Source organism: Tabrizicola sp. M-4, from assembly GCF_051132405.1.
In the GTDB taxonomy this organism is placed as follows: domain Bacteria; phylum Pseudomonadota; class Alphaproteobacteria; order Rhodobacterales; family Rhodobacteraceae; genus Paragemmobacter.
In genome coordinates this window covers 1,717,083-1,736,388 of record NZ_CP128606.1, presented here as the reverse complement: position 1 = coordinate 1,736,388, position 19,306 = coordinate 1,717,083, and the positions used below count along the sequence as shown (strand labels likewise).

Below are 19,306 nucleotides of genomic sequence, written 5' to 3'. Positions count from 1 at the left end.
CTTTACCCGCGAAGGACCGGGCTATGATCTTCACTGGGAATGGCAAGGGAGAAGCGGAACTTGCGTGTCTGGCTCGGCCTTGCGCGATCATTGGTGATCTACAACAATCCGGTGCGCAGCATTCCGCTGCGACGTTTCTATCGCAGCCTGCTCTCACGCGGCGATCTGGCCCTCGACGTCGGTGCCCATGTCGGAACGCGCGCAAGGGCCATGCGTGCCGCCGGGGCGCGCGTCATAGCCATCGAACCACAGAGCCCCTTTTCCACTTTTCTACGCCACAGCCTCCCGCGTGACATCACGCTGGTAGAGGCCGCGCTCGGCCCTAAGGAAACGGTGGCGGAAATGGCCGTCTCTACGCTGCATCCGACGGTCTCATCGCTCCAGCCGGGATTTGCCGACGCGGCGGTCAGGGCACCGGGCTTCGGGCATGTCCGCTGGGACCGGCGGCAACAGGTCCGCGTCACCACGCTTGACCGACTTATCGCCCAGTACGGGATGCCCGCCTATGTGAAAATCGATGTCGAAGGCTTCGAACTCGCCGTCCTTTCGGGTCTCAGCAGTCCGGTCCCACTCCTCTCGGTCGAATACCTGCCCGCCATGCCCGACGCGACCCATGAGGTCATCAATCATCTGATGACCCTGGGCCCCTATCGGTTCAACCCGGTTCAGGGCGAGGATGGCCGCTTCCTCTGGCCTGACTGGCGCGATGGGGGGACCACGCAGGACTGGCTGCGCAGCCTGCCACGGGATGCGCGCTCCGGCGATCTCTATGCCCGCCTGCCCAAGACCTAAGCAACATTCCGGATCAGCGCCGCAAAGGGTACGAAGATGGCAGGTGCCGCCGTCAACACAGTGCCGCTTTGCCAAGGTTCTTCTCCCGGCGCGATGCCTTCCACAACCGCCCCGGATGCCTCCAGCAACGCCAGTCCTGCCGCTATGTCCCAGGGACGCAGCCTGCGTTCCCAGAACCCGTCCAAGCGCCCGGACGCAACCCATGCCAGATCAAGCGCCGCTGCCCCCATCCGTCGCACCCCCGCGCAATGCGGCATCAGTCGCGCGATATCGGCCGCATGTTCGCCGATATGGTCCATGCCCCCGAAGGGGATGCCCGTCCCGAAAAGCGCGGATGCAAGGTCCCCGGTCTCCGCCACCCCTGCCGCTTCCCCGTTCAGACGCAGCCCCTGCCCCGGCGCTGCGGCGAAAGTTTCCTCCCGCAACGGATCATGCACCACGCCCAGCACGGGCCGCCCGGCAACCTCCAACCCGACCGAGACGCACCAATGCGGAATTCCGCGCAGGAAATTCGTGGTCCCGTCCAGAGGATCGACAACCCAGCGGCGCCCCCCGTCCTGCGGTGCGGTCTCCTCGCCCAGCCAGCCATCCCCTTCCTGCTGCAGGCGCTGCCGCAAATGCGCCTCGGCGGCAAGATCGGCCTCCGAAACGAAATCGCCCGCGCGCTTGTTGCTGACTGCCAGCCGGTCGCGGGCTTGGTAGTGGGAAAGCAGGATCTCCCCCGCCTCCTGTGCGGCCGCAACCGCACGCGCCAGATCATCCGACCGGACCATCACGCCGCCTTCCCCTGAAATCGCCGCAGAACCTGCGCGGCACGCCCTGCCACATCCCACCATGACGGCAGTGCTTCCCCTGCCCGTTCGGCCGCCGCTGCCATCGCCGCCCGCAGCCCGACATCCCCCAGAACCTGCCGCAGCACCACTGCCAACGCCTCGGGATCATCCGGCGGCACCAAGAGGCCTGCTCCCGGTGGCACGGTATCCGGCACCGCCCCCGTCCGGCAGGACAGGATGGGAAGACCATGAATAAGCGCCTCGTTGAACACGATACCATATCCCTCGTATCGCGTCGCAAGCGCGAAGAGACTTGCCTGACGATAGAGTGCGTCCCTTTCCTCTGCCGGCACCGACCCGGCCAACCGGACCCGCCTTGCAAGCGCAGGATCGTCGAGGCGCATCCGCAGCGCCGCCACATGCTCGGCATCCCATGGCGTCCCCGCGATCACCGCCTGCCATGGCAGGTCCACCACCCGCGCCAGCGCCTCGATCAGGACGTCATGCCCCTTGCGCGGATGCAGCAGCCCGACCGAAAGGATCAGCGGCGGATCAAGGGGCACCCTACGCCCGACCGGCTCCGGACGGTCGATCCCCGGCTCCAGAACCGTAACCCTGTGCTCGGCCACATCATATCGCGATGCCAGAACCCGTTTCGTGTGCGGGCTTGGCACAAGAACATGGCGCGCATGCCGCAAATTCTCCCGCTCCTGCCGAAGGAGGCGTTCTGCCTCGGCGGGGTCCAGGCCGGTCTCAAGGGCCAGCGGATGATGCACCAGCGCGACGATCTCCGCCTCAACACCCGCCAATGCCGCCGTGGGAAGCGCACCAAAGGCGAGGCCGTCCACGATCAGGGGCACGCCCGCAGGCACGGACCGAAGCGCATCCAACGCCTGTGCCTCGGCCTCTGCTGACGGAAACGGGAACCCCTCAGGCAAAGTCAGCACCGCAACTTGATGCCCCTGCTCGCGCAGGCATTCCACCAGACGCCGATCATAGAAACTGCCCCCCGTCTGGGTGTTCAGGGCACCCGGAACGGCAAAGGCGATCTGAAAACTCATCCGGCTGTCCTCGGAAGTGGTGGCGTAAGGCCCCGTCCTCCAGCACGGCGGCGCAGCGCAGGTAGCGGCGGGCAGGGCAACATCAAGAGAGGCTACCTCTCGCCAGCGCATGGTTGATAGGGCGCAACGACTCATACAGTCCACGCCAAAGCGCAAAGCGGCGATCCGCCCGTTCAACCGCCAACGGATCAGGTTCGAACACCCTGTCGCTTTGAACCAACGCCACGGCCGCGCTCGCCAGATCAGGCATCGCACCGATACCAACCCCTGCCATGACCGCCGCCCCAACTGCCGCCGGGTCGCGCCCCGCCATCCGCAACAGTGGCCGACCGAAGGCATCCGCCCTCATCTGCGCCCAAAGGTCCGACAGAAGCCCACCGCCCCCCGCCCGGATCACCGGCACCCGCACCCCGCCCGACCGCTCCAACGCCTCGAAAGCCAGCCGCGCCGAAAAGGCCACCCCCTCAAGCACCGCCGTCACCATCTCTTCCGGCCCCGTCGCAGCACTCAGGCCCGCAAATCCACCGCGCGAGGCCGCATCCCAGATGGGCGCCCGCTCCCCAGCCAGATGCGGCAGGAACAGCGGTGCGCGATCCTCCACCGGCCCGGCCATCGCCAAGGCCCCCTCCACATCCTGCCCGACAAGACGCGCCACCCAGTCAAGCGACGCCCCACCCGATTGCGTCGGTCCGGCATGGAACCGCACCCTCCGCCATTCCGGGAAAGTGATCACCCCCGGCTCGCCAGATGCGCTTCGCGAAACGACCCCCATCACCTCCGAGGTGCCGGAAAGATACATACCCTCCCCGTCCCGCGCGACGCCAAGTCCGAACAGACTTGCCCATGCGTCCATCATTCCAAGGACGACGGGCGTTCCAGAAAGCGGCCACCCCGGCCCGATGCGGCCCACCACCTCCAAGGGATCGGCAAGGGGAACCAACCGCTCCGCCGCCCCCGGCAGACGCGCGATCAGAAGGTCCGCATAGCGCAAGCCCGGCGTCACCAGCCCGACCGAGGACATGGGATCACAGGCCAGTTGCCCCGTCAGCCGCCCCACGATCCAGTCGCGCGGCAAAAGCACATGCGCGCAGCGCGCCCATATCTCCGGCCGCTCCGCCTGCATCCAGCCCATCCGCGCCAGCGCGTGGCTGGCATCCACCGGGATCGGCGCACCCAGCCATGCGGTCTTTTCCTCCGGGCTGATCGCTTCTTCCAGACCTGCACCCGCCGCAGCCGCCCGCCCGTCCTGCCAAACGATGGCCGGATGCAGCACACCCAAATCCCCATCGACGAAGACATGCGTGTTTACCTGGCTCGTCACGCAGATGCCCGCGACAGGGCCACCCACCGCAGCGAACCGTTCCAGCGCCCGCCGCACAAGCCGCAGCCAGTCCTCCGGGTCCTGTTCGGCCCGCCCCGGCGCCGGGCGCATCGTGGGGTAGCCCGCCGCGAAATCGGCCAACCGCCGCCCCGCCGCATCCAGCATCACCGCCTTGACCGAGGTCGTCCCCACATCGATGCCGATCAGATGGCCTTGCATCCCCGCTCCTCCCTGCCTGCCCGCCGCGCATTCCCACTGGACGCCGCCAGACTGGCCTGACAATCATTCCCCCGCAAGATCACCGCAAGCCCAAGGCCAAGGGTGACAGAACAGGGAGACCGCAGCATGACCACATCCATCGCAGGCCGCCTCAGCCGCCGCCTCGCCCTTGCCCTTTCCTTCTCAACCCTCATGGGTTCGGCCGCGCTGGCCGAGGGGGAGACCATAGCCGTTATCACCCCCTATCTTTCCCAGCCCGGCACCCAGTTCTATGTCGAGGCCTTCGAGGCCCGCGCCAAGGAACTGGGTTGGCAGGTCAATGTGATCGACACGGCGGGCGACGTTGCCGCCGTCATCGCGCGGATGGAGGATGCGGCGACCCAAGGAGTCGATGCGATCGTCCTGAACGTCGATCCGGCACAGGTGGGTGCGGGTCTGGATGCCGCCGTCGCCGCCGACATTCCGGTCTTCGGCATGGATGCCGGTGCCGATCCCCGCATCAAGGCCAACATCACCTCGAACGGCTATGCCATGGCTGCCGAAACCTCGGTCTATGTCGCCAACCGCATCGGCGGTGCAGGCAATGTCGTGATGTTCGTCTTCGACGCCTTCCCGCCGGTGCAGGTGCGCGGCGCCATCGCTGACGCCGTCTTCGCCAATCACCCCGACATCACCGTGCTCGACCGCGTCACGCCCGACGTCTCGGATGGCGGCATCGCCGACAGCCGCGCCAAGATGGAGGCGATCCTCGCTGCCAATCCCGAACCGGGCAGCATCAAGGCCGTCTGGGCCGCATGGGACCAACCCGCCCTCGGCGCGCTTCAGGCGATCGAGGCGGCGGGCCGCGAAGGCGAAGGCATCGTGATCACCGGCATCGACGCGAACCCGCAGGCCCGCGAGGCCATCGCAAAGGGCGGCAATTTCGAAGCCTCCATCGCCCAGGATTTCGCAGGCATCGGCACGACGACGGCCGATACGGTGGCCCGTGTCCTGGCGGGCGAGACGCTGAAGGCCAATGTGATCTACGTGCCCACCAAATTGGTCACCTCCGCCAACGCCGCCGAATGACAGGCCCAGGGGCGGGACCGCAGCCATTCGCCCGTCCCTCGCCTCCCCCAAGACCCATGCCAAAGCTCCTGATCTCGGGCCTCAGCAAATCCTACGGCCCCTCCCGCGCGCTGACATCCGCCGCCCTCGATCTGCGGGGTGGCGAAGTCCATGCACTGATGGGAGAGAATGGCGCAGGCAAATCCACCCTGATCCGCATCCTTGCCGGCCTGGAACAGCCAGATGCAGGCACCATTCTGCTGGACGGCCGGCCCCTGACGCTCGGCACCCCCAAACGGGCCGAGGCGGCGGGCTTCCGCTTCCTGCATCAGGAACTGCATGTCGTGCCCGCACTGGATGTGGCCGAGAACATGCATCTGTCCCGCCCTTACCCGCGCCGCATCGGTCTTGTCCATTGGTCCGCCCTGCACCGCGCCGCGACCCGGGCACTGCACGACCTTGGCGTCGACCATATCGACAGCCGCACCATGATGGGCGACCTCGGCCCCGGGGACCAGATGCTCGTCCGCATCGCGGCGACCCTCCTGCCCGCCGATCCCACCCCTTGGCTCTATGTCATGGATGAACCCACAGCCGCTCTGACGGGGGCGGAATCCGCCCGCCTCTTCGACGCCATCGCCCGGCTGAAAGGACAGGGCGCGGCCATCCTCTATGTCTCCCATCGGATGGACGAGGTGATGACGCTGGCCGACCGCATCACCATCCTGCGCGACGGGGCCCATGTCGCCACCCATTCCCGCCGGGAAACCGACCGTGACCGCCTGATTCACGACATGACGGGCCGCGCCCTGTCCGACCTCTTCCCACCCCGTCCTGCGCCATCCGGCGCCGCTTCCGTCCTCCGCATCCGGAACCTTCGGACCGAAGGAATCGAAAGCCTCGACCTCGATCTCTCGACGGGCGAGGTCCTCGGCATCGCCGGTCTTTCCGGCTCCGGGCGCGGGGCCCTGCTCAGGGCCCTCATGGGCGCGCTGCCGAGGCTCGGGGAGATCACCCTTTTCGACACAGCGCTCCCCGATACCCCCTCCGGTGCATGGCAAAGCGGTCTGGCCTACATCCCGCGGGAAAGGCGCAGCGAAGGCGTCATGCCCGCCCGCGCCCTTTCGGAAACCATCGCCCTGCCGCATCTTGCCAACCTTTCGCGCTATGGCTTCCTGCGTCCCCGCGCGACCGAGGCACTGGTCCACAGCCTTTCCGACTCGGTCCGCCTCAAATCCACCGGCCCCGGACAGCCGGTGGCCGAGCTTTCGGGCGGCAACCAGCAGAAGGTCCTCTTCGCCCGCGCCATGGCCGGAAGGCCGCGCCTCCTCCTGCTGGACGAACCGACGCGCGGCGTGGATGTGGGCGCCAAGTTCGACATCTACAGCCTGATCCGCACCGCTGCGGCCGAAGGAACCGCCGTGATCGTCGTCTCCTCCGATCTGCCCGAACTCATCGGCCTTTCGGATCGCATCGCCATCCTGAACGCGGGCCGCCTTACACGGATCCTGCCCGCCGCAGGCCTGACCGAGGCCGCGCTCCTCTCCGCATGCTACGAAAGGCCCGTCTGATCCATGTCCGCCCTTGCCCGTCGCTATGGTTCCCTCTTCGGCATGGTTGCGATCATCCTCTTCTTCTGGATCGCGCTTCCCGAAACCTTCATGACCGCGCGCAACTGGATCAATATCACCCAACAGCTTTCCATGCTGACCGTCGTCGCCGTCACGATGACCGTCGTGATGGTCATGGGCGATTTCGACCTGTCGGTCGGGGCCATGGCCTCGCTCTCGGGCGTGGTCGCAGCGGTGCTCTTCACCCAGGACTGGCCGATCCCCGCCGCGCTGGGGGCAGCGCTTTCCGTAGGTCTGCTGGGTGGCCTCTTTAACGGAGTGCTGGTCAGCCTGATCGGCATTCTGCCCTTCGTGGCCACCCTTGCCACCCTCACGATCTTCTCCGGCGCGGCCTTCCTCGCCTCTGGCGGCAAGACGATCTTCGGGCGCGACATCCCGCAGGCCTTTTCCGATTTCGCGCGCGGCGGCCTGCCCATCGGAAGCCTTGCGGACAAACCTCTTCTCCTGCCCTCGCTGACCATCCTCGCGGCACTGGTGACGCTGGCGATATTGATCATCCTCGAACACACGACCTATGGCCGCCGCCTCTACGCCATCGGCGGCAATTCCGAGGCCGCGCGTCTGGCAGGCGTGCGGACCCGCGCCTTGCGGCTTTCGGCCTTCGCCTTCACCGGGCTGGGTGCCGCTCTGGCGGGGCTGATGTACGCCTCCCGCGTCGCCTCCGCCAATCCGGTGCAGGGTGACGGGCTGATGCTCACCGCCATCGCTGCCGTCTTCCTTGGCATGACGATCACGCGCGACGGACAACCCCATGTGCTGGCCACCGTAGCAGGCGTCATAACCCTAGGCGTCATGGACAACGGCCTGACCCAGCTTCAAGTCGATAGCTATGTCCGCCAGGTCCTTGTCGGCGCGATCATCCTCGCCGCAGTGTCATTCAGCGCATTTGGACGCCGCGCCCTGCGCGGGCGCTGATCACGCGCGCAGCCAGAGGAAAAGCCAAAGCCCCCCGATCAGCACAGGCTGGTGCAGCAGATAGATCACCAGCGAATGCTGCCCCGGCCATGCCAGCCACCGCGCAATCCCAGACGGCTGCCCTGCCGCCAGCCGCGACCACAACCCTCCCGCACCCGCCAGCTTCGCCATCGCCATCCCCATCAGAACCGAGGCGAACCACGGAAACACTGGCACGAGATCCACCGAAGGCGGCTGCATCGTCCCCAACCCGATCCATGCCCACCAGCGCGGGTTCAGCGCCTCCAGAGCGACGCTCCGATCCACCGCCACCACCAACGCCGCCAGCAGCAGCAGGCCCACAGCGGGCAACCGGATCACAGCCAGCCCCAAAAGACTTGCCAAGGCAATGGAGTGCAGGATTCCGAAAAAGACAAAGGCATTCGGAAAGGCCGCATAGGTCCCCGCCGTCACCAGAAGCGCCGCCCCGGCCAGCTTGGCCATACGTCGCAGGAAGGACGGCCAGCGGATGCCGCCGCCATGCCCCAGCACCAGCGACACCCCCGCCAGAAACAAGAAACTCCCAGCCACAACCCGCGCAAAGATAGCCCAGCCCCCGGTCGTCGTGGTGCCCGGCGCGACAAGACCGAACATCTCAAGATCGAAGGTGAAATGGAACACCGCCATCCCGATCAGGGCCACCGTCCGGGCCAGATCGATGACGACCAGCCGCCCCTCCGTTCCACCCGCCATGCCACCCCCCGCCTGTCGCCGCCCCTCCTTCTGGTCCGAAATCGACAATCCTGCAAGGCAACACAGACCATCGCCCTGCCCCACCGCGACCATTCGCGGATTGACTTCCCGCCGCGCCTGTGCGCCCATCAATCCTAGGGAACCGAGGCGGACGATCAACGATCCGCGCAGGCTGCGATGTCATCAGAATACGACAATCACACTTCGGACGCGCTACAGGCGGATGCTTCATCCGCCGGCAAGAGCCGTTTCGACTCGCGTGAGCACGTATCTGCTCTCGCGACCGAAGTGCTGCATCAGGTTGCCCGTCGTGCCGTACAAATCCGCAAGGCACGCGACAAGCAGGCGATCCTCGCCGCTGCCATGGCCCTGTCGACCGGCAGCGAGGAAGAGGCCTCCACCGCCCTCGAATCCCTCGACGATCCGCTGCAGGCCCTCGACTGGTTCCTGTCCGAACGGCTTGGCCCCATCGCAAAGGAAATCGGGACCCTCTGGAATGCCGACAAGATCTCATTCCTCGAGGCGACGGTCGGGGCGTCCCGCATCTATTCCTACCTCCGCTATCGCCGCCGTCCCACGCATCGCATCGAACACGGCCTGCACAAATCTGCAACCTTCGCGCTGGTCCCCGGCGACATGCATACGCTGGGCATTTCTGCCGCGACGGATGTCTTCCGCGCGCGCGGATGGGACATCACGCTCCTCATCGGCCATAGCCATGACGAGCTTTCCGCACAGTTCGAGGCCTCGAAGGACCTCATCTTCGGCTTCTCCGCTGGCTCAACCCACTCGCTCGCGGCGCTGGGGCGCCTTGTCGTCGCCCTCACCGTCGCCCGGCCCGAGGCTGTCGTTCTGGTCTCCGGTCAGATCACCGCCGACCCCGGCGCCGTGCTGGCCCTCCCGGGTGTGGACAATTGCGACCCCGATCTGGAATCCGCCTTCCGCTGGTTCGAGACGCAGACCGCAGCGCTTCAGACAGGCTCCTGATCCTGCCCACGCCCCGCCCCCTGCCGGTTCGACAAACGCCGCGGTGACACGCCATAGCGTTGCCGGAACGCCTTGGTGAAGGTGTTCGTCGCATTGAACCCGCAGCCATAGGCCACTTCCGCCACCGGCAGGTCCGTCTCCGTCAGGAGGGCCCGCGCGCGTTCAAGCCGCAGCCCGTTCAGGTACTGTTTGGGCGACATCCCGACATAGCGCTGGAACAACCGCTCCACTTGCCTGCGCGAAACCCCCAGTTCCGTCGCCAGACCGTCGATCTCAACCCCCTGCTCGAGGTTCTCCTCGAAACGGCGGATCACCTCGACAAGCACCGGATTGCGGATCCCGATGGTCGAGGAAAGCGACATCCGCTGCCGCAGGTCCGCCGGGCGCTGCTGCCCGTGCAGGCACATCTTCAACACGGCATCGGCCAACCGGTCCCCGAAATTCTTCGCGATGATCTCGATGAACAGATCGGTCGCTGCCGCGCCACCGGCACATGTCAGGATACGCCCGTCGATGCAGTAAAGCTGCTCCAGCGGACGCAGGTGCCCAAAGGTTTCCACGAAAGGCGGCAGGTTCTCCCAATGCAGGGTGAACCGCCGCCCCTCCAGTATCCCTGCCTTGGCCAGCGCATAGGCCCCAGTGCAAAGCCCCCCCACCGTCCGCCCCTGACGCCATTGCTGGCGCATCCAGTCGGCTACCTTGCGGCTGGCCGATCTCTCGGGCTCCACCCCGGCGCAGACGAAGACCATCGCCTTGGGCTTCGTCTCACCCAAGGCCCCGTCCACCTGCAATTTCACCCCGTTGGAACAGCCCACCGCCGCGCCATCCTCCGACAGCACCTCCCATTCGAACAGCGCCTGCCCAGCCAACTGATTGGCGATCCGCAACGGCTCGATGGCCGAAGAGAAGGCAATCAGCGAGAAATTGGGCAGCAGGACGAAGGCCATCCGAACCGGTTCACCCACTTTCGGCACCGGAACATGCGCCACGCCCTTGGGCACGAAATTGGCGGTCATCCGTCTCTCCATCGTTGAACCCGTCCCATGCCTGCCGCGTCCTCAGCCTGCTCCCGCCATGCCCCCGCGCGCGGCAAAGGCCCAGTCCCTGAAGAACAGCGCAGCCTGCGCAAGCGCGCCCTGCGCTCCCGGCCCCGACAGCAGGTAATAGCCCTGATCCTCCTGAACCGAAACATCGGAAAGGGCGACCAATCGCCCCGCCGCGATGTCATCGCCGATCATCGCCCTTGGGCATAACGCAACACCCTGCCCGGCCAGCGCCGCCGCCCGCAGCAGGTTGAAATCCTCGAAGACCGGCGCCCCCGCCAGCACCGGCAAAGGCACCCCCATCCGCCGGAACCACGCCGCCCATCCCGACTGGTCCGTGTCGTGCAAAAGCCCCAGCGACAGGAACTCGGACGGTCGCTCCGGCCGCGTGCCCCGCAGGATCGCGGGGCTGCACACTGGCACGCTTTCGCCCGGCAGGAAAGGCTCCGCCGTCACCCCCGCCAACTCCGGCAGGCCCTTGGCAAAGACGAAGGCAAGATGCACATCCCGAAAATCCACATCCCTTCCATGCATGGCATAAACCACCCTGATCTCCATATCCGGATGCGCCGCCCGGAACCCCGCCAACCGAGGGATCAGCCAGCACACCGCAACCGAAGGAATGGCTGCGATGACCAGCGGTCCCGCCATCATCCCCGTCCTCGCCCGCCCGCAGGCCGCCTCCATCTCGGCCAGCGACAGGCTCACCGCCCGCGCCAACTCCGCCCCATGCGGCAGCAGGCGTGGCCTCCCCCCCTCACGGTCGAACAGCGGCCCGCCCAGCCATTCCTCCAGATGCCGGATCTGGTGACTGACCGCCGACTGCGTGACGAAAAGTAAATCCGCCGCAGCCTTGAAGGACCCTGTCTTTACAACTGCATCCAATGCCCGCAAGGCGTTCAGAGGAATCTGCATGAAGGGACACCCGATGCCAAATGAGATTTTCTCACGTGATGCATGAGAAAGCCTCTTTTGACAACGTCCCCTGTTCCCGCGAACTTCCGCGCCAAGAACCGCATCGGCGACGGAGGCCATCATGGAACGCGAAAGACTGCAGAACTACGTGGGCAACGGTGACCGCCCCACCCCCACCTTCAGCGCCACGGAAATGGAACGCCGTCTGACCAACATCCGCAAGGTCATGACCGACCTCGGCATCGACGCCGCGCTCTTCACCTCCTACCACAACATCAACTACTTCTCGGATTTCCTGTTCTGCTACTTCGGGCGCCGCTACGGCCTCGTGGTGGATCACAACATCATGACCTCCATCTCCGCAGGCATCGACGGCGGCCAGCCGTGGCGGCGCACCTTTGGCGGGCGCAACGTCACCTATACCGACTGGCAGAAGGACAACTACTTCCACGCCGTCCGCCAACTCACCGGAGGGGTAAAGCGTCTGGGCATCGAATTCGACCACATCACCATCGACACCCTCGCCCTGCTCAAGCATGAATTCCCCCAGATGGAATTCGTCGATATCGCCGCCCCCGCCATGCGCCAGCGCATGATCAAGTCGGCCGAGGAAATCGCCCATATCGAAAAGATGACCCGCATCGCCGACATCGGCGGCGCTGCCTGCGTCGAGGCAACGCAAGTCGGCGTCCCCGAACATGAGGTCGCCCTCCACTCCACCGCGACCATGGTGCGTGAAATCGCCAAGGTCTGGCCGCATGGCGAACTTCTCGACACCTGGACATGGTTCCAGTCCGGCATCAACACCGACGGTGCCCACAACCCGGTGACCAGCCGCAAGATCGAACGCGGCGACATCCTCTCGCTCAACTGCTTCCCGATGGTCGCAGGCTATTACGTCGCCCTCGAACGCACGCTCTTCGCCGAAACCGCCACCGACGAACACCTCCGCCTGTGGGAGTTCAACTGCAAGGTCCATGACCGCGGCAAGGAACTTCTGATCCCCGGCAACAAATGCAGCGACATCGCGAAGGAACTGAACGAGATGTACGCGTCCGAGAACCTCCTTCAGTACCGCTCCTTCGGCTATGGCCACAGTTTCGGCGTGCTCTGCCACTACTACGGGCGTGAGGCGGGGCTGGAACTGCGCGAGGATTGCGACACCGTCCTCGAACCCGGCATGGTCGTGTCGATGGAACCGATGATCACCATCCCGAACCACCTCCCCGGCGCGGGCGGCTATCGCGAGCATGACATCCTCGTCATCACCGACGACAACAACAAGGGCAACCGCAACATCACCGGCTTCCCCTACGGTCCCGAACACCTCATCGTCGGCAAGCGCGCCGCATAGACGTCTCACCGAACGGAAAAGGGCCGCCATTGGCGGCCCAATCACATGGCGTGGAGACAATTACCGTCTTCTGGCAGACCAAGATCGTTGTCGCTCAGACCGCTCGCCGACGCCGCAGGAAGAGCAATCCACCCAACCCGGCCAGAAGCAACGGCAAAGACCCCGGCAGTGGAACCACCGAAGCCGGATTGTAGGTGATGTTGCCGAAGGCATAGCCAGCCCCCGTCGACGCCGAATTGTTGAACAGGATCGAACGGATGGTCCCGAAAGACGACAGATCAGCCGTTACCACATCCGACGTCGACGTCAGGTTCAGAAAGCCGAGGATCGCATTCACACTGTTCAGGATCGTCAGCGAGGCGAAGTCACCAGGGTTTCCGTACCCATACTCGAACGACACGTTGTTCACGTCGAAATTGAAGAGCAGCGTCATAATCCCGTTGCATCCATCACCACCGACTGGACAGACCGCATTGTCGACGAAATCACCCACCTGCAGGGTGGTCAAAGGACCCGCAGTGATGATCGCATCCGCTGCCGTCAAGGGGCTCTGTTGCACAAATCAGCTGAAGGCCAAGGTTCCCCTTACCCCGGACAGACTCATCCCACGGCTTCCGTGACGGGGATGCCGAGCGCGGTGAAGCCGTTGAGGACGGCGACACGGACCTGGAACTCCGCGACCTGACGGTCGAAGTCCCGAGCGGATAGCCGCTGCCCCAAGAGCTTGACGCAGTGCATCTTGGTCTCTGCACGACTTCGGCGGTGATAGCCGCTCCATCGTCGCCAGATGGTTCGTCCGACGCGTTTTGATGTGCGCAGGATTTCATTGCGTGCGATTGCACCGACGGTGTCAGGTTTCCAAGGTTTGGCGTTCTTCCGCGGCGGGATGATGGCGGCGGCACCCCGGTCGGCGATGGCGTCGTGGCATTTGCGGGTGTCGAAGGCGCCATCGGCGGTGACGGTCGCGATCTCCTGGTCGGGCGGGATCTGGTCAAGCAACTCGGGGAGCATGGGCGCATCGCCCACGTCGCTGGTCGTGAACTCGGCCGCCCGGATTTCCAGAGATTTCTCATCAATCCCGACGTGAATCTTGCGCCACACACGTCGCTTCTTGCCACCATGCTTACGGGCGTTCCACTCGCCTTCCCCTTCGACCTTGATGCCCGTGCTGTCGACCAGCAGGTGCAAGGGACCGTCTGACCCGCGGTAGGCGATGTTCACCTGCAGGGTCTTCTGGCGCCGTGACAGCGTACTGAAATCCGGAACTGCCCAGTTCAGGCCGATCAGTTGCAACAGGCTCTCAACGAACCCGGTCGTCTGGCGAAGCGCCATGCCAAATAGAACCTTCATCGTCAGACAGGTCTGAATGGCGGCGTCGCTGTAGTCGGGCTGCCGCCCGCGCTTGCCGGTCGGCGCGGCCTCCCACGTCATGGCGGGATCGAACCAGATCGTCAGCGAGCCGCGGCGCTTCAGCGCCTTGTTGTAGGCTGGCCAGTTCCGGGTCTTGTAGGTTGGGGCTGTGGGTCTGCTCATGTACCCCAGCTATCACGCTGGATTCACAACATGAATCCTCACAAGCGATTTGTGCAACAGAGCCTATGCGAAGGACAAACAGAGGGCCAAATACAATCAGCTTTTCATTCAGAAGGTGCCAGAGGAGGATATTGGCGCGTACCGACTTGCCGAGCTTCCGTCAGGTGCAATCAGAACTCTGCGCGATGGCGACGATCTAAACACCATTCGACCTCTACGCTATGTTCTGATGACAAAACCTGGTCCAGGCCAAAAATACTCGTTCGAGTTTCAAGGCAAGCAAGTTGATGCGGGAGACCGCTGGTGGGGTTTTCCCCCAGAGAGCATGCCCCGCTTGATCAAAGCAGGACGCGTCGCCCCAAGTGGCAGAGATAGCAAGCGCTACTTGGATGACTTTGCCGCTACTTATCTCTCTAACCTTTGGATGGACACGGCAACAGGCAGTGGCATGGGCAAGATATATGTCGTCCAAACAAACGATAGAGTTGTCGAGCGCTGCATCCTAATGACCACCAACCCCGGTGACCTCGTTCTAGACCCAACTTGCGGTTCCGGCACGACTGCATTCGTTGCAGAGAAGTGGGGGCGACGGTGGATCACCTGCGACACGTCACGCGTGGCCATTACGCTTGCCAAACAACGGCTGATGACCGCCAGCTTCGACTACTATGTTCTGCGCTTCCCCCACGACGGGGTTAAGGGTGGGTTCGACTATAAGACGGTGCCGCACGTAACGCTTAAATCCGTTGCCAATAACCGTGACATCGATACGATCTGGGACGAGGAACATCCCAAGATTGAAGCCGCCTTGTCGGCTCTGAACGCCGCCCTTCTGACAGCGAAGCCTAATTCCCTGCCCAGCCCCCAAGGTGTGCGGAAGGGCCAGAAAATCGACTTCAAGAAGGGCGAAACCCTGCACGAATGGGAGGTCCCCTTCGACTTTCCCACCGACTGGCCTGCTACCCTGAAAGCGCCGTTCGATGCCTTCCACTCCGCCCGCCGCACCATGCAGCGCCGAATGGACCAGAGCATCTCAGAGAATGCTGAGCCCGAAACCCTCTATGACCAGCCAAAAATCGACCCGACCAAACTGCGTGTGACCGGCAAGTTCACAGTGGAAGCCGTACCCGCCCCCGTCGTCATGGGGCTGGACGATGATCTGCCGGGCTCAGAACCCGATGCCTCCATCGCCCGCTCGGGCGGCACATCAAGACAGACACTGTGGCGCGACGAACTGATCAAGACCGGCATTCGCGGCAAGGGCGGTGTAATGCTCAAGCTGGCCGATCTGGAAGTCATTCCGGGCACCAAGGTGCTGCACGCCAGCGGGTCGCTGGCAGACAGCGGAGAGCGTGTGGTCGTCAGCTTCGGGCCGGAACATGCCGCGCTGGAACAGCGGCAGGTGGAACTGGCGCTGCAGGAGGCCGACAAGTTGGTGCCTAAAGTGAAGATGGTTGTCTTCTGCGCCTTCACCTTTGACCCAGAGGCGGCGAAGGACATCGATGAAACGGACTGGCCCGGCGTCACGCTGCTGAAGGTGCAGATGAACACCGACCTGCTTACCGAGGACCTTAAGAAGAAGCGGGCCAGCAACCAGAGCTTCTGGCTGATGGGTCAGCCAGACGTGGACCTTCGCAAGCGCGCGGACGGTAAGTGGGAGGTCGAAGTGAACGGCTTCGACTATTTCAATCCGAAGACGGGCGAGTTGGACAGCGGCGGTAAGAACAAGATCGCTATGTGGTCACTGGATACGGACTACAACCAGCGGTCCCTTTTCCCCCGGCAGGTCTTCTTCCCGATGGCTGGCGACAAGGAAGGCTGGATGCGCCTCAAGACCACCTTGCGGGCGCAGTTGGACGAGGATGCACTGGCACAGTTCAGGGGCACTGTCTCGCTGCCCTTCGAAGCGGGTGACCACAAGCGGGTCGCAGTGAAGATTGTGGACGACCGGGGCATCGAAAGCCTGAAGATCATCGACCTGGACGCCTGACATGTCGCTGATCATCAACAACCCGGTGGACGAACCGAAGAAGCATTGGCATCGCGTCAACGACGGCAAGCTCGAACTGAAGCACGAACGCCGCCCGGCCAGCTATGAGATCATCAACACCCGCGACCAGACGCGCCGGGTGCAGGAAATCGCCCTGGTGAACACCATCCGGGGCCGCGTGACCGAATGGCGGGAAGCAGGCTATCCGGGCGTCACCATCGTCACCCGCAAGCTGCTGGAGCACTGGAACGACCATTCGGCGCGGGAGTACCCTTTCTACTTCTGCCAGATCGAAGCCATCGAAACGCTGATCTGGTGGGTTGAGGGTGCGGCTGAATACAAGCAAGGCATCGTCTTGCAGGGCGATGGCGGACCTTGGGAACGCCTTTGCAACAAGATGGCCACGGGGGCGGGCAAGACCACCGTCATGGCCATGATCATCACCTGGCAGGTGCTGAACGCGCTTACCTACCCCAAACGCAACAAGGACTTCAGCCGAGCCATCTTCATCGTCACGCCCGGCCTGACGGTGAAGGGGCGGTTGCAGGTGCTCTACCCCAGCGAAGGCAGCTACTACGACCAGTTCAACCTTTGCCCCGACCAGACCATGCGGCAGAAGCTGAACGAGGCTGCTGTGCTGATCGAGAACTGGCACACCCTGATGCCCGCCAAGGACCAGGACCGTTCGGTCGTGAAGAAGGGACCGGAAAGCGATGAGGCCTTCACACGCCGCGTTCTGGGCAATCTGGCGGGCTTCAAGGACATCATCGTCATCAACGACGAAGCCCACCATGCCTATCGACAGAACCCTGCCGACAAGGTCGGCAAGAAGCGGGCTGAGGAACTTGGTCTGGACCCTGACGAGGCAACGCGATGGGTTGAAGGGCTAGACAGGTTGCACAAGACCCGCCGCATTTCGCGGTGCTTCGACCTGTCTGCCACGCCCTTCTCGCCATCCGGCATGGCCAGTTCGGATAGTGCGCTGTTCACATGGATCGTATCCGACTTCGGCTTGAATGACGCCATCGAAGCAGGGCTGGTGAAGACGCCCCGCATCGTGGTGCGGGACGACGGCATGCCAGCGCCCGACCTGAAGCCGAAGCTCTACCACATCTACAAGGACCCATCGGTCTCCGAAGACCTGAACCGAAGGGCAGAACCGCACGAACCGCTCCCAGCACTTGTTCAGCAGGCCTATACACTTCTTGGCGCAGACTGGCGGGTCTATCAGCAGGAATGGCAGCAACTGGGCCATCACTCGCCGCCGGTCCTGCTGACTGTCTGCAACCGCACGGAAACGGCTGCTCGCATAGAGCACTACTTCAACAGCGGTGATGCCCATTGGCCGGAACTGAGGGCCCCAGACCGCACGCTGCGCGTGGATAGCAAGGTGCTGGACAAGGCAGAAGTCGGTGATACTGCCACTGCCAACAAACCCTACGAAGAACGTCTACGGTCCATCGTCAACGCGGCCAACCTGACAGCCACAAAGAAGGCGGGACTGAAGGAACTGAAGAAAGAAGAATTGCTTCGTGAAATCATCGACAATGTCGGCAAGCGGAATGAAGCCGGGCAGGACCTTCAGAACGTTATCTCCGTCGCCATGCTTTCGGAGGGCTGGGACGCAAAGAACGTGACCCACATCATGGGCCTGCGCGCCTTTACGTCCCAGCTTCTTTGCGAACAGGTAATTGGGCGGGGTCTTAGGAGGGTCACCTACGACAAGGAAACCGAAGGAGAGCGTGCTGGTCTGTTCCTGCCGGAGTATGTGAACGTATTCGGTGTGCCGCTGACGATTTTCGAGGATGACACCGGCGGTGATGGCCCGGTCCCGCCTCCGCCCAGACCAAACGTCCAAGTTGAAGTTGTCCGCGAGCGCGCTGAACTAGAAATTCAGTGGCCGAACATTCTGCGGGTGGAGACCGTGATGAAAGGCGAGTTGACCGTGGACTGGTCAACGATGCCTATTCTGACCCTTGACCCCACCAAGACCATCATCAACGCAGACCTTGCACCTGCGATGAATGGCGCTTCGGACATGAGCCAGATAGTCCCAATCAACCTAGAAATGGTACCCGAAGGTTTCAGGTTGCAGCGCCTTACCTTTGTCGCAGCACGGAAGTGCTACGAAGCTATGGCAGGAAGCTTCTCAGGGACCGAAGGTTACCTTTTGCGACAGTTGGTCAGGCTGGTAGAGGATTTCCTCAGGTCTGACAGGCTGGAAGTGCCTTCCCTCTTTCACCAAGACCCGCTTCGCAAGCGCATCTTGATCGGGTTGAACATGGACCTCATCGTCCAGTTCGTTGCACAGCACATCAAACAGACCAATAGGCAGGCATCAGAGATCATCTTCGACGATGTGCGCCCGCTGGGACGGACGGGCGACATGCGGACTTGGTACACCACGAAGCCAACGATGGTCACCCAGAAGTCCCATATCAGCCACGTCGTCGGCGACAGCACATGGGAAGGCTACGCGGCAAATGTCTTTGAGGGTTCACCCAAGGTAAAGGCATACGTCAAGAACGACCACTTAGGCTTCGAAGTATACTACCTTTGGAACGGTTCCCGTCGGCGGTACCTGCCTGACTTCCTTGTGACAGACCACACCGGCAAGACACTAGTTGTGGAGTTGAAGGGGCAGAGAACACCACAGAACGATGCGAAACATGCCGCTATGGCTGAATGGATAGCTGCAGTGAATGACGACGGACGCTTCGGAATGTGGTCTTGGGCAGTGGCCTACAACCCTGTCGAAGTGCACGACATCTTGGCAAGGTTCTGACCCTTGACCCGAGCACTTTTGGTAAGCAGTGCAAGATATCTGCAAGATTTGCCCTCTGCGCTAGGCAGCGCAGAGGGCAACATCGGACCTAAGCCTTTGAAATTGTTGGTGCCTCCAGAGGGGCTCGAACCCCCGACCCCCTGATTACAAATCAGGTGCTCTACCAGCTGAGCTATAGAGGCACATCCCCCAGATATCGCCGCCGGAC

The 19,306-nt window shown here is 63.5% G+C and carries 16 protein-coding genes, 1 tRNA gene and 1 pseudogene; 9 read left to right on the top strand and 9 right to left on the bottom strand.

Going from position 1 to position 19,306, the window contains the following annotated elements; genetic code table 11:
* Positions 1-60 precede the first annotated feature (60 nt).
* On the top strand, positions 61-792 hold the full coding sequence (locus TabM4_RS08350; RefSeq protein ID WP_434621073.1) for an FkbM family methyltransferase: 732 nt from the start codon (positions 61-63) through the stop codon (positions 790-792).
* Here TabM4_RS08350 and TabM4_RS08345 read toward each other — a convergent pair.
* The 3 genes from TabM4_RS08345 to TabM4_RS08335 form a co-directional block, all read right to left on the bottom strand.
* The gene (locus tag TabM4_RS08345) at positions 789-1,565 is read right to left on the bottom strand and encodes an inositol monophosphatase family protein (RefSeq protein WP_434621070.1); all 777 of its coding nucleotides are present in this window, start codon (positions 1,563-1,565) and stop codon (positions 789-791) included. The genes TabM4_RS08350 and TabM4_RS08345 overlap by 4 nt on opposite strands.
* Positions 1,565-2,626: a glycosyltransferase family 4 protein gene (locus TabM4_RS08340; protein ID WP_434621068.1), complete on the bottom strand. Its 1,062-nt coding sequence runs from the start codon at positions 2,624-2,626 to the stop codon at positions 1,565-1,567. The genes TabM4_RS08345 and TabM4_RS08340 overlap by 1 nt, the downstream gene beginning before the upstream one ends.
* An 82-nt stretch (positions 2,627-2,708) precedes the next feature.
* Positions 2,709-4,166 carry a xylulokinase gene (locus TabM4_RS08335; RefSeq protein ID WP_434621065.1) on the bottom strand — a complete coding sequence of 486 codons (1,458 nt, stop codon included), beginning with the start codon at positions 4,164-4,166 and terminating at the stop codon, positions 2,709-2,711.
* Between the two features lie 126 nt (positions 4,167-4,292).
* Between TabM4_RS08335 and TabM4_RS08330 the strand changes: the two genes are divergently transcribed.
* From TabM4_RS08330 to TabM4_RS08320, 3 genes are read left to right on the top strand one after another with little or no spacing between them, the layout of a single operon-like run.
* Positions 4,293-5,234 (top strand): substrate-binding domain-containing protein, encoded by a 942-nt coding sequence (locus tag TabM4_RS08330; RefSeq protein ID WP_434621062.1) that lies wholly within the window; start codon positions 4,293-4,295, stop codon positions 5,232-5,234.
* 56 nt (positions 5,235-5,290) lie between these two features.
* Positions 5,291-6,784 carry a sugar ABC transporter ATP-binding protein gene (locus tag TabM4_RS08325; RefSeq protein ID WP_434621059.1) on the top strand — a complete coding sequence of 498 codons (1,494 nt, stop codon included), beginning with the start codon at positions 5,291-5,293 and terminating at the stop codon, positions 6,782-6,784.
* Between the two features lie 3 nt (positions 6,785-6,787).
* Positions 6,788-7,759, top strand: a complete 972-nt coding sequence (locus TabM4_RS08320) for an ABC transporter permease (RefSeq protein ID WP_434621056.1) — start codon at positions 6,788-6,790, stop codon at positions 7,757-7,759.
* On the opposite strand, the gene TabM4_RS08315 is transcribed toward TabM4_RS08320, so the two are convergent.
* On the bottom strand, positions 7,760-8,620 hold the full coding sequence (locus TabM4_RS08315) for a heparan-alpha-glucosaminide N-acetyltransferase (RefSeq protein WP_434621053.1): 861 nt from the start codon (positions 8,618-8,620) through the stop codon (positions 7,760-7,762).
* Positions 8,621-8,668: 48 nt separating this feature from the next.
* Between TabM4_RS08315 and TabM4_RS08310 the strand changes: the two genes are divergently transcribed.
* Positions 8,669-9,478: a cobalamin B12-binding domain-containing protein gene (locus tag TabM4_RS08310; protein ID WP_434621050.1), complete on the top strand. Its 810-nt coding sequence runs from the start codon at positions 8,669-8,671 to the stop codon at positions 9,476-9,478.
* Here the strand turns inward: TabM4_RS08310 and TabM4_RS08305 are convergent.
* Both TabM4_RS08305 and TabM4_RS08300 read right to left on the bottom strand, forming a co-directional pair.
* On the bottom strand, positions 9,463-10,494 hold the full coding sequence (locus tag TabM4_RS08305; protein WP_434621047.1) for a GlxA family transcriptional regulator: 1,032 nt from the start codon (positions 10,492-10,494) through the stop codon (positions 9,463-9,465). The two genes, TabM4_RS08310 and TabM4_RS08305, sit on opposite strands and share 16 nt — an antisense overlap.
* Positions 10,495-10,536: 42 nt before the next feature.
* Entirely contained in the window at positions 10,537-11,436 is a 900-nt protein-coding gene (locus TabM4_RS08300; RefSeq protein ID WP_434621044.1) for a LysR substrate-binding domain-containing protein, read from the bottom strand.
* Between the two features lie 121 nt (positions 11,437-11,557).
* Between TabM4_RS08300 and TabM4_RS08295 the strand changes: the two genes are divergently transcribed.
* Positions 11,558-12,790, top strand: coding sequence for an aminopeptidase P family protein (locus TabM4_RS08295; RefSeq protein WP_434621041.1), 1,233 nt, complete (start codon positions 11,558-11,560; stop codon positions 12,788-12,790).
* 94 nt (positions 12,791-12,884) lie between these two features.
* Here TabM4_RS08295 and TabM4_RS08290 read toward each other — a convergent pair whose 3' ends face one another.
* Both TabM4_RS08290 and TabM4_RS08285 read right to left on the bottom strand, forming a co-directional pair.
* Positions 12,885-13,334, bottom strand: coding sequence for a PEP-CTERM sorting domain-containing protein (locus TabM4_RS08290; RefSeq protein ID WP_434621038.1), 450 nt, complete (start codon positions 13,332-13,334; stop codon positions 12,885-12,887).
* Between the two features lie 56 nt (positions 13,335-13,390).
* Positions 13,391-14,323: an IS5 family transposase gene (locus TabM4_RS08285; RefSeq protein WP_434613568.1), complete on the bottom strand. Its 933-nt coding sequence runs from the start codon at positions 14,321-14,323 to the stop codon at positions 13,391-13,393.
* Between the two features lie 229 nt (positions 14,324-14,552).
* Between TabM4_RS08285 and TabM4_RS08280 the strand changes: the two are divergent.
* The 3 genes and pseudogenes from TabM4_RS08280 to TabM4_RS08270 form a co-directional block, all read left to right on the top strand.
* A pseudogene (locus TabM4_RS08280) lies at positions 14,553-14,948 on the top strand (DNA methyltransferase); the annotation flags it as partial.
* Positions 14,949-14,969: 21 nt separating this feature from the next.
* Positions 14,970-16,313, top strand: coding sequence for a hypothetical protein (locus TabM4_RS08275; RefSeq protein ID WP_434622189.1), 1,344 nt, complete (start codon positions 14,970-14,972; stop codon positions 16,311-16,313).
* Between the two features lies 1 nt (position 16,314).
* Positions 16,315-19,098, top strand: a complete 2,784-nt coding sequence (locus TabM4_RS08270) for a BPTD_3080 family restriction endonuclease (protein ID WP_434621036.1) — start codon at positions 16,315-16,317, stop codon at positions 19,096-19,098.
* 106 nt (positions 19,099-19,204) lie between these two features.
* Here the strand turns inward: TabM4_RS08270 and TabM4_RS08265 are convergent.
* Positions 19,205-19,280: transfer RNA gene (locus TabM4_RS08265), tRNA-Thr, on the bottom strand.
* Between the last annotated feature and the right edge of the window lie 26 nt (positions 19,281-19,306).

Coding starts and splice junctions, on each gene's coding strand:
- TabM4_RS08345 (WP_434621070.1), bottom strand. CDS start 1,565: ATGGTCCGGTCGGATGATCTGGCGCGTGCGGTTGCGGCCGCACAGGAG.
- TabM4_RS08340 (WP_434621068.1), bottom strand. CDS start 2,626: ATGAGTTTTCAGATCGCCTTTGCCGTTCCGGGTGCCCTGAACACCCAG.
- TabM4_RS08335 (WP_434621065.1), bottom strand. CDS start 4,166: ATGCAAGGCCATCTGATCGGCATCGATGTGGGGACGACCTCGGTCAAG.
- TabM4_RS08330 (WP_434621062.1), top strand. CDS start 4,293: ATGACCACATCCATCGCAGGCCGCCTCAGCCGCCGCCTCGCCCTTGCC.
- TabM4_RS08325 (WP_434621059.1), top strand. CDS start 5,291: ATGCCAAAGCTCCTGATCTCGGGCCTCAGCAAATCCTACGGCCCCTCC.
- TabM4_RS08320 (WP_434621056.1), top strand. CDS start 6,788: ATGTCCGCCCTTGCCCGTCGCTATGGTTCCCTCTTCGGCATGGTTGCG.
- TabM4_RS08315 (WP_434621053.1), bottom strand. CDS start 8,620: ATGGGCGCACAGGCGCGGCGGGAAGTCAATCCGCGAATGGTCGCGGTG.
- TabM4_RS08310 (WP_434621050.1), top strand. CDS start 8,669: ATGTCATCAGAATACGACAATCACACTTCGGACGCGCTACAGGCGGAT.
- TabM4_RS08305 (WP_434621047.1), bottom strand. CDS start 10,494: ATGACCGCCAATTTCGTGCCCAAGGGCGTGGCGCATGTTCCGGTGCCG.
- TabM4_RS08300 (WP_434621044.1), bottom strand. CDS start 11,436: ATGCAGATTCCTCTGAACGCCTTGCGGGCATTGGATGCAGTTGTAAAG.
- TabM4_RS08295 (WP_434621041.1), top strand. CDS start 11,558: ATGGAACGCGAAAGACTGCAGAACTACGTGGGCAACGGTGACCGCCCC.
- TabM4_RS08285 (WP_434613568.1), bottom strand. CDS start 14,323: ATGAGCAGACCCACAGCCCCAACCTACAAGACCCGGAACTGGCCAGCC.
- TabM4_RS08275 (WP_434622189.1), top strand. CDS start 14,970: ATGACCGCCAGCTTCGACTACTATGTTCTGCGCTTCCCCCACGACGGG.
- TabM4_RS08270 (WP_434621036.1), top strand. CDS start 16,315: ATGTCGCTGATCATCAACAACCCGGTGGACGAACCGAAGAAGCATTGG.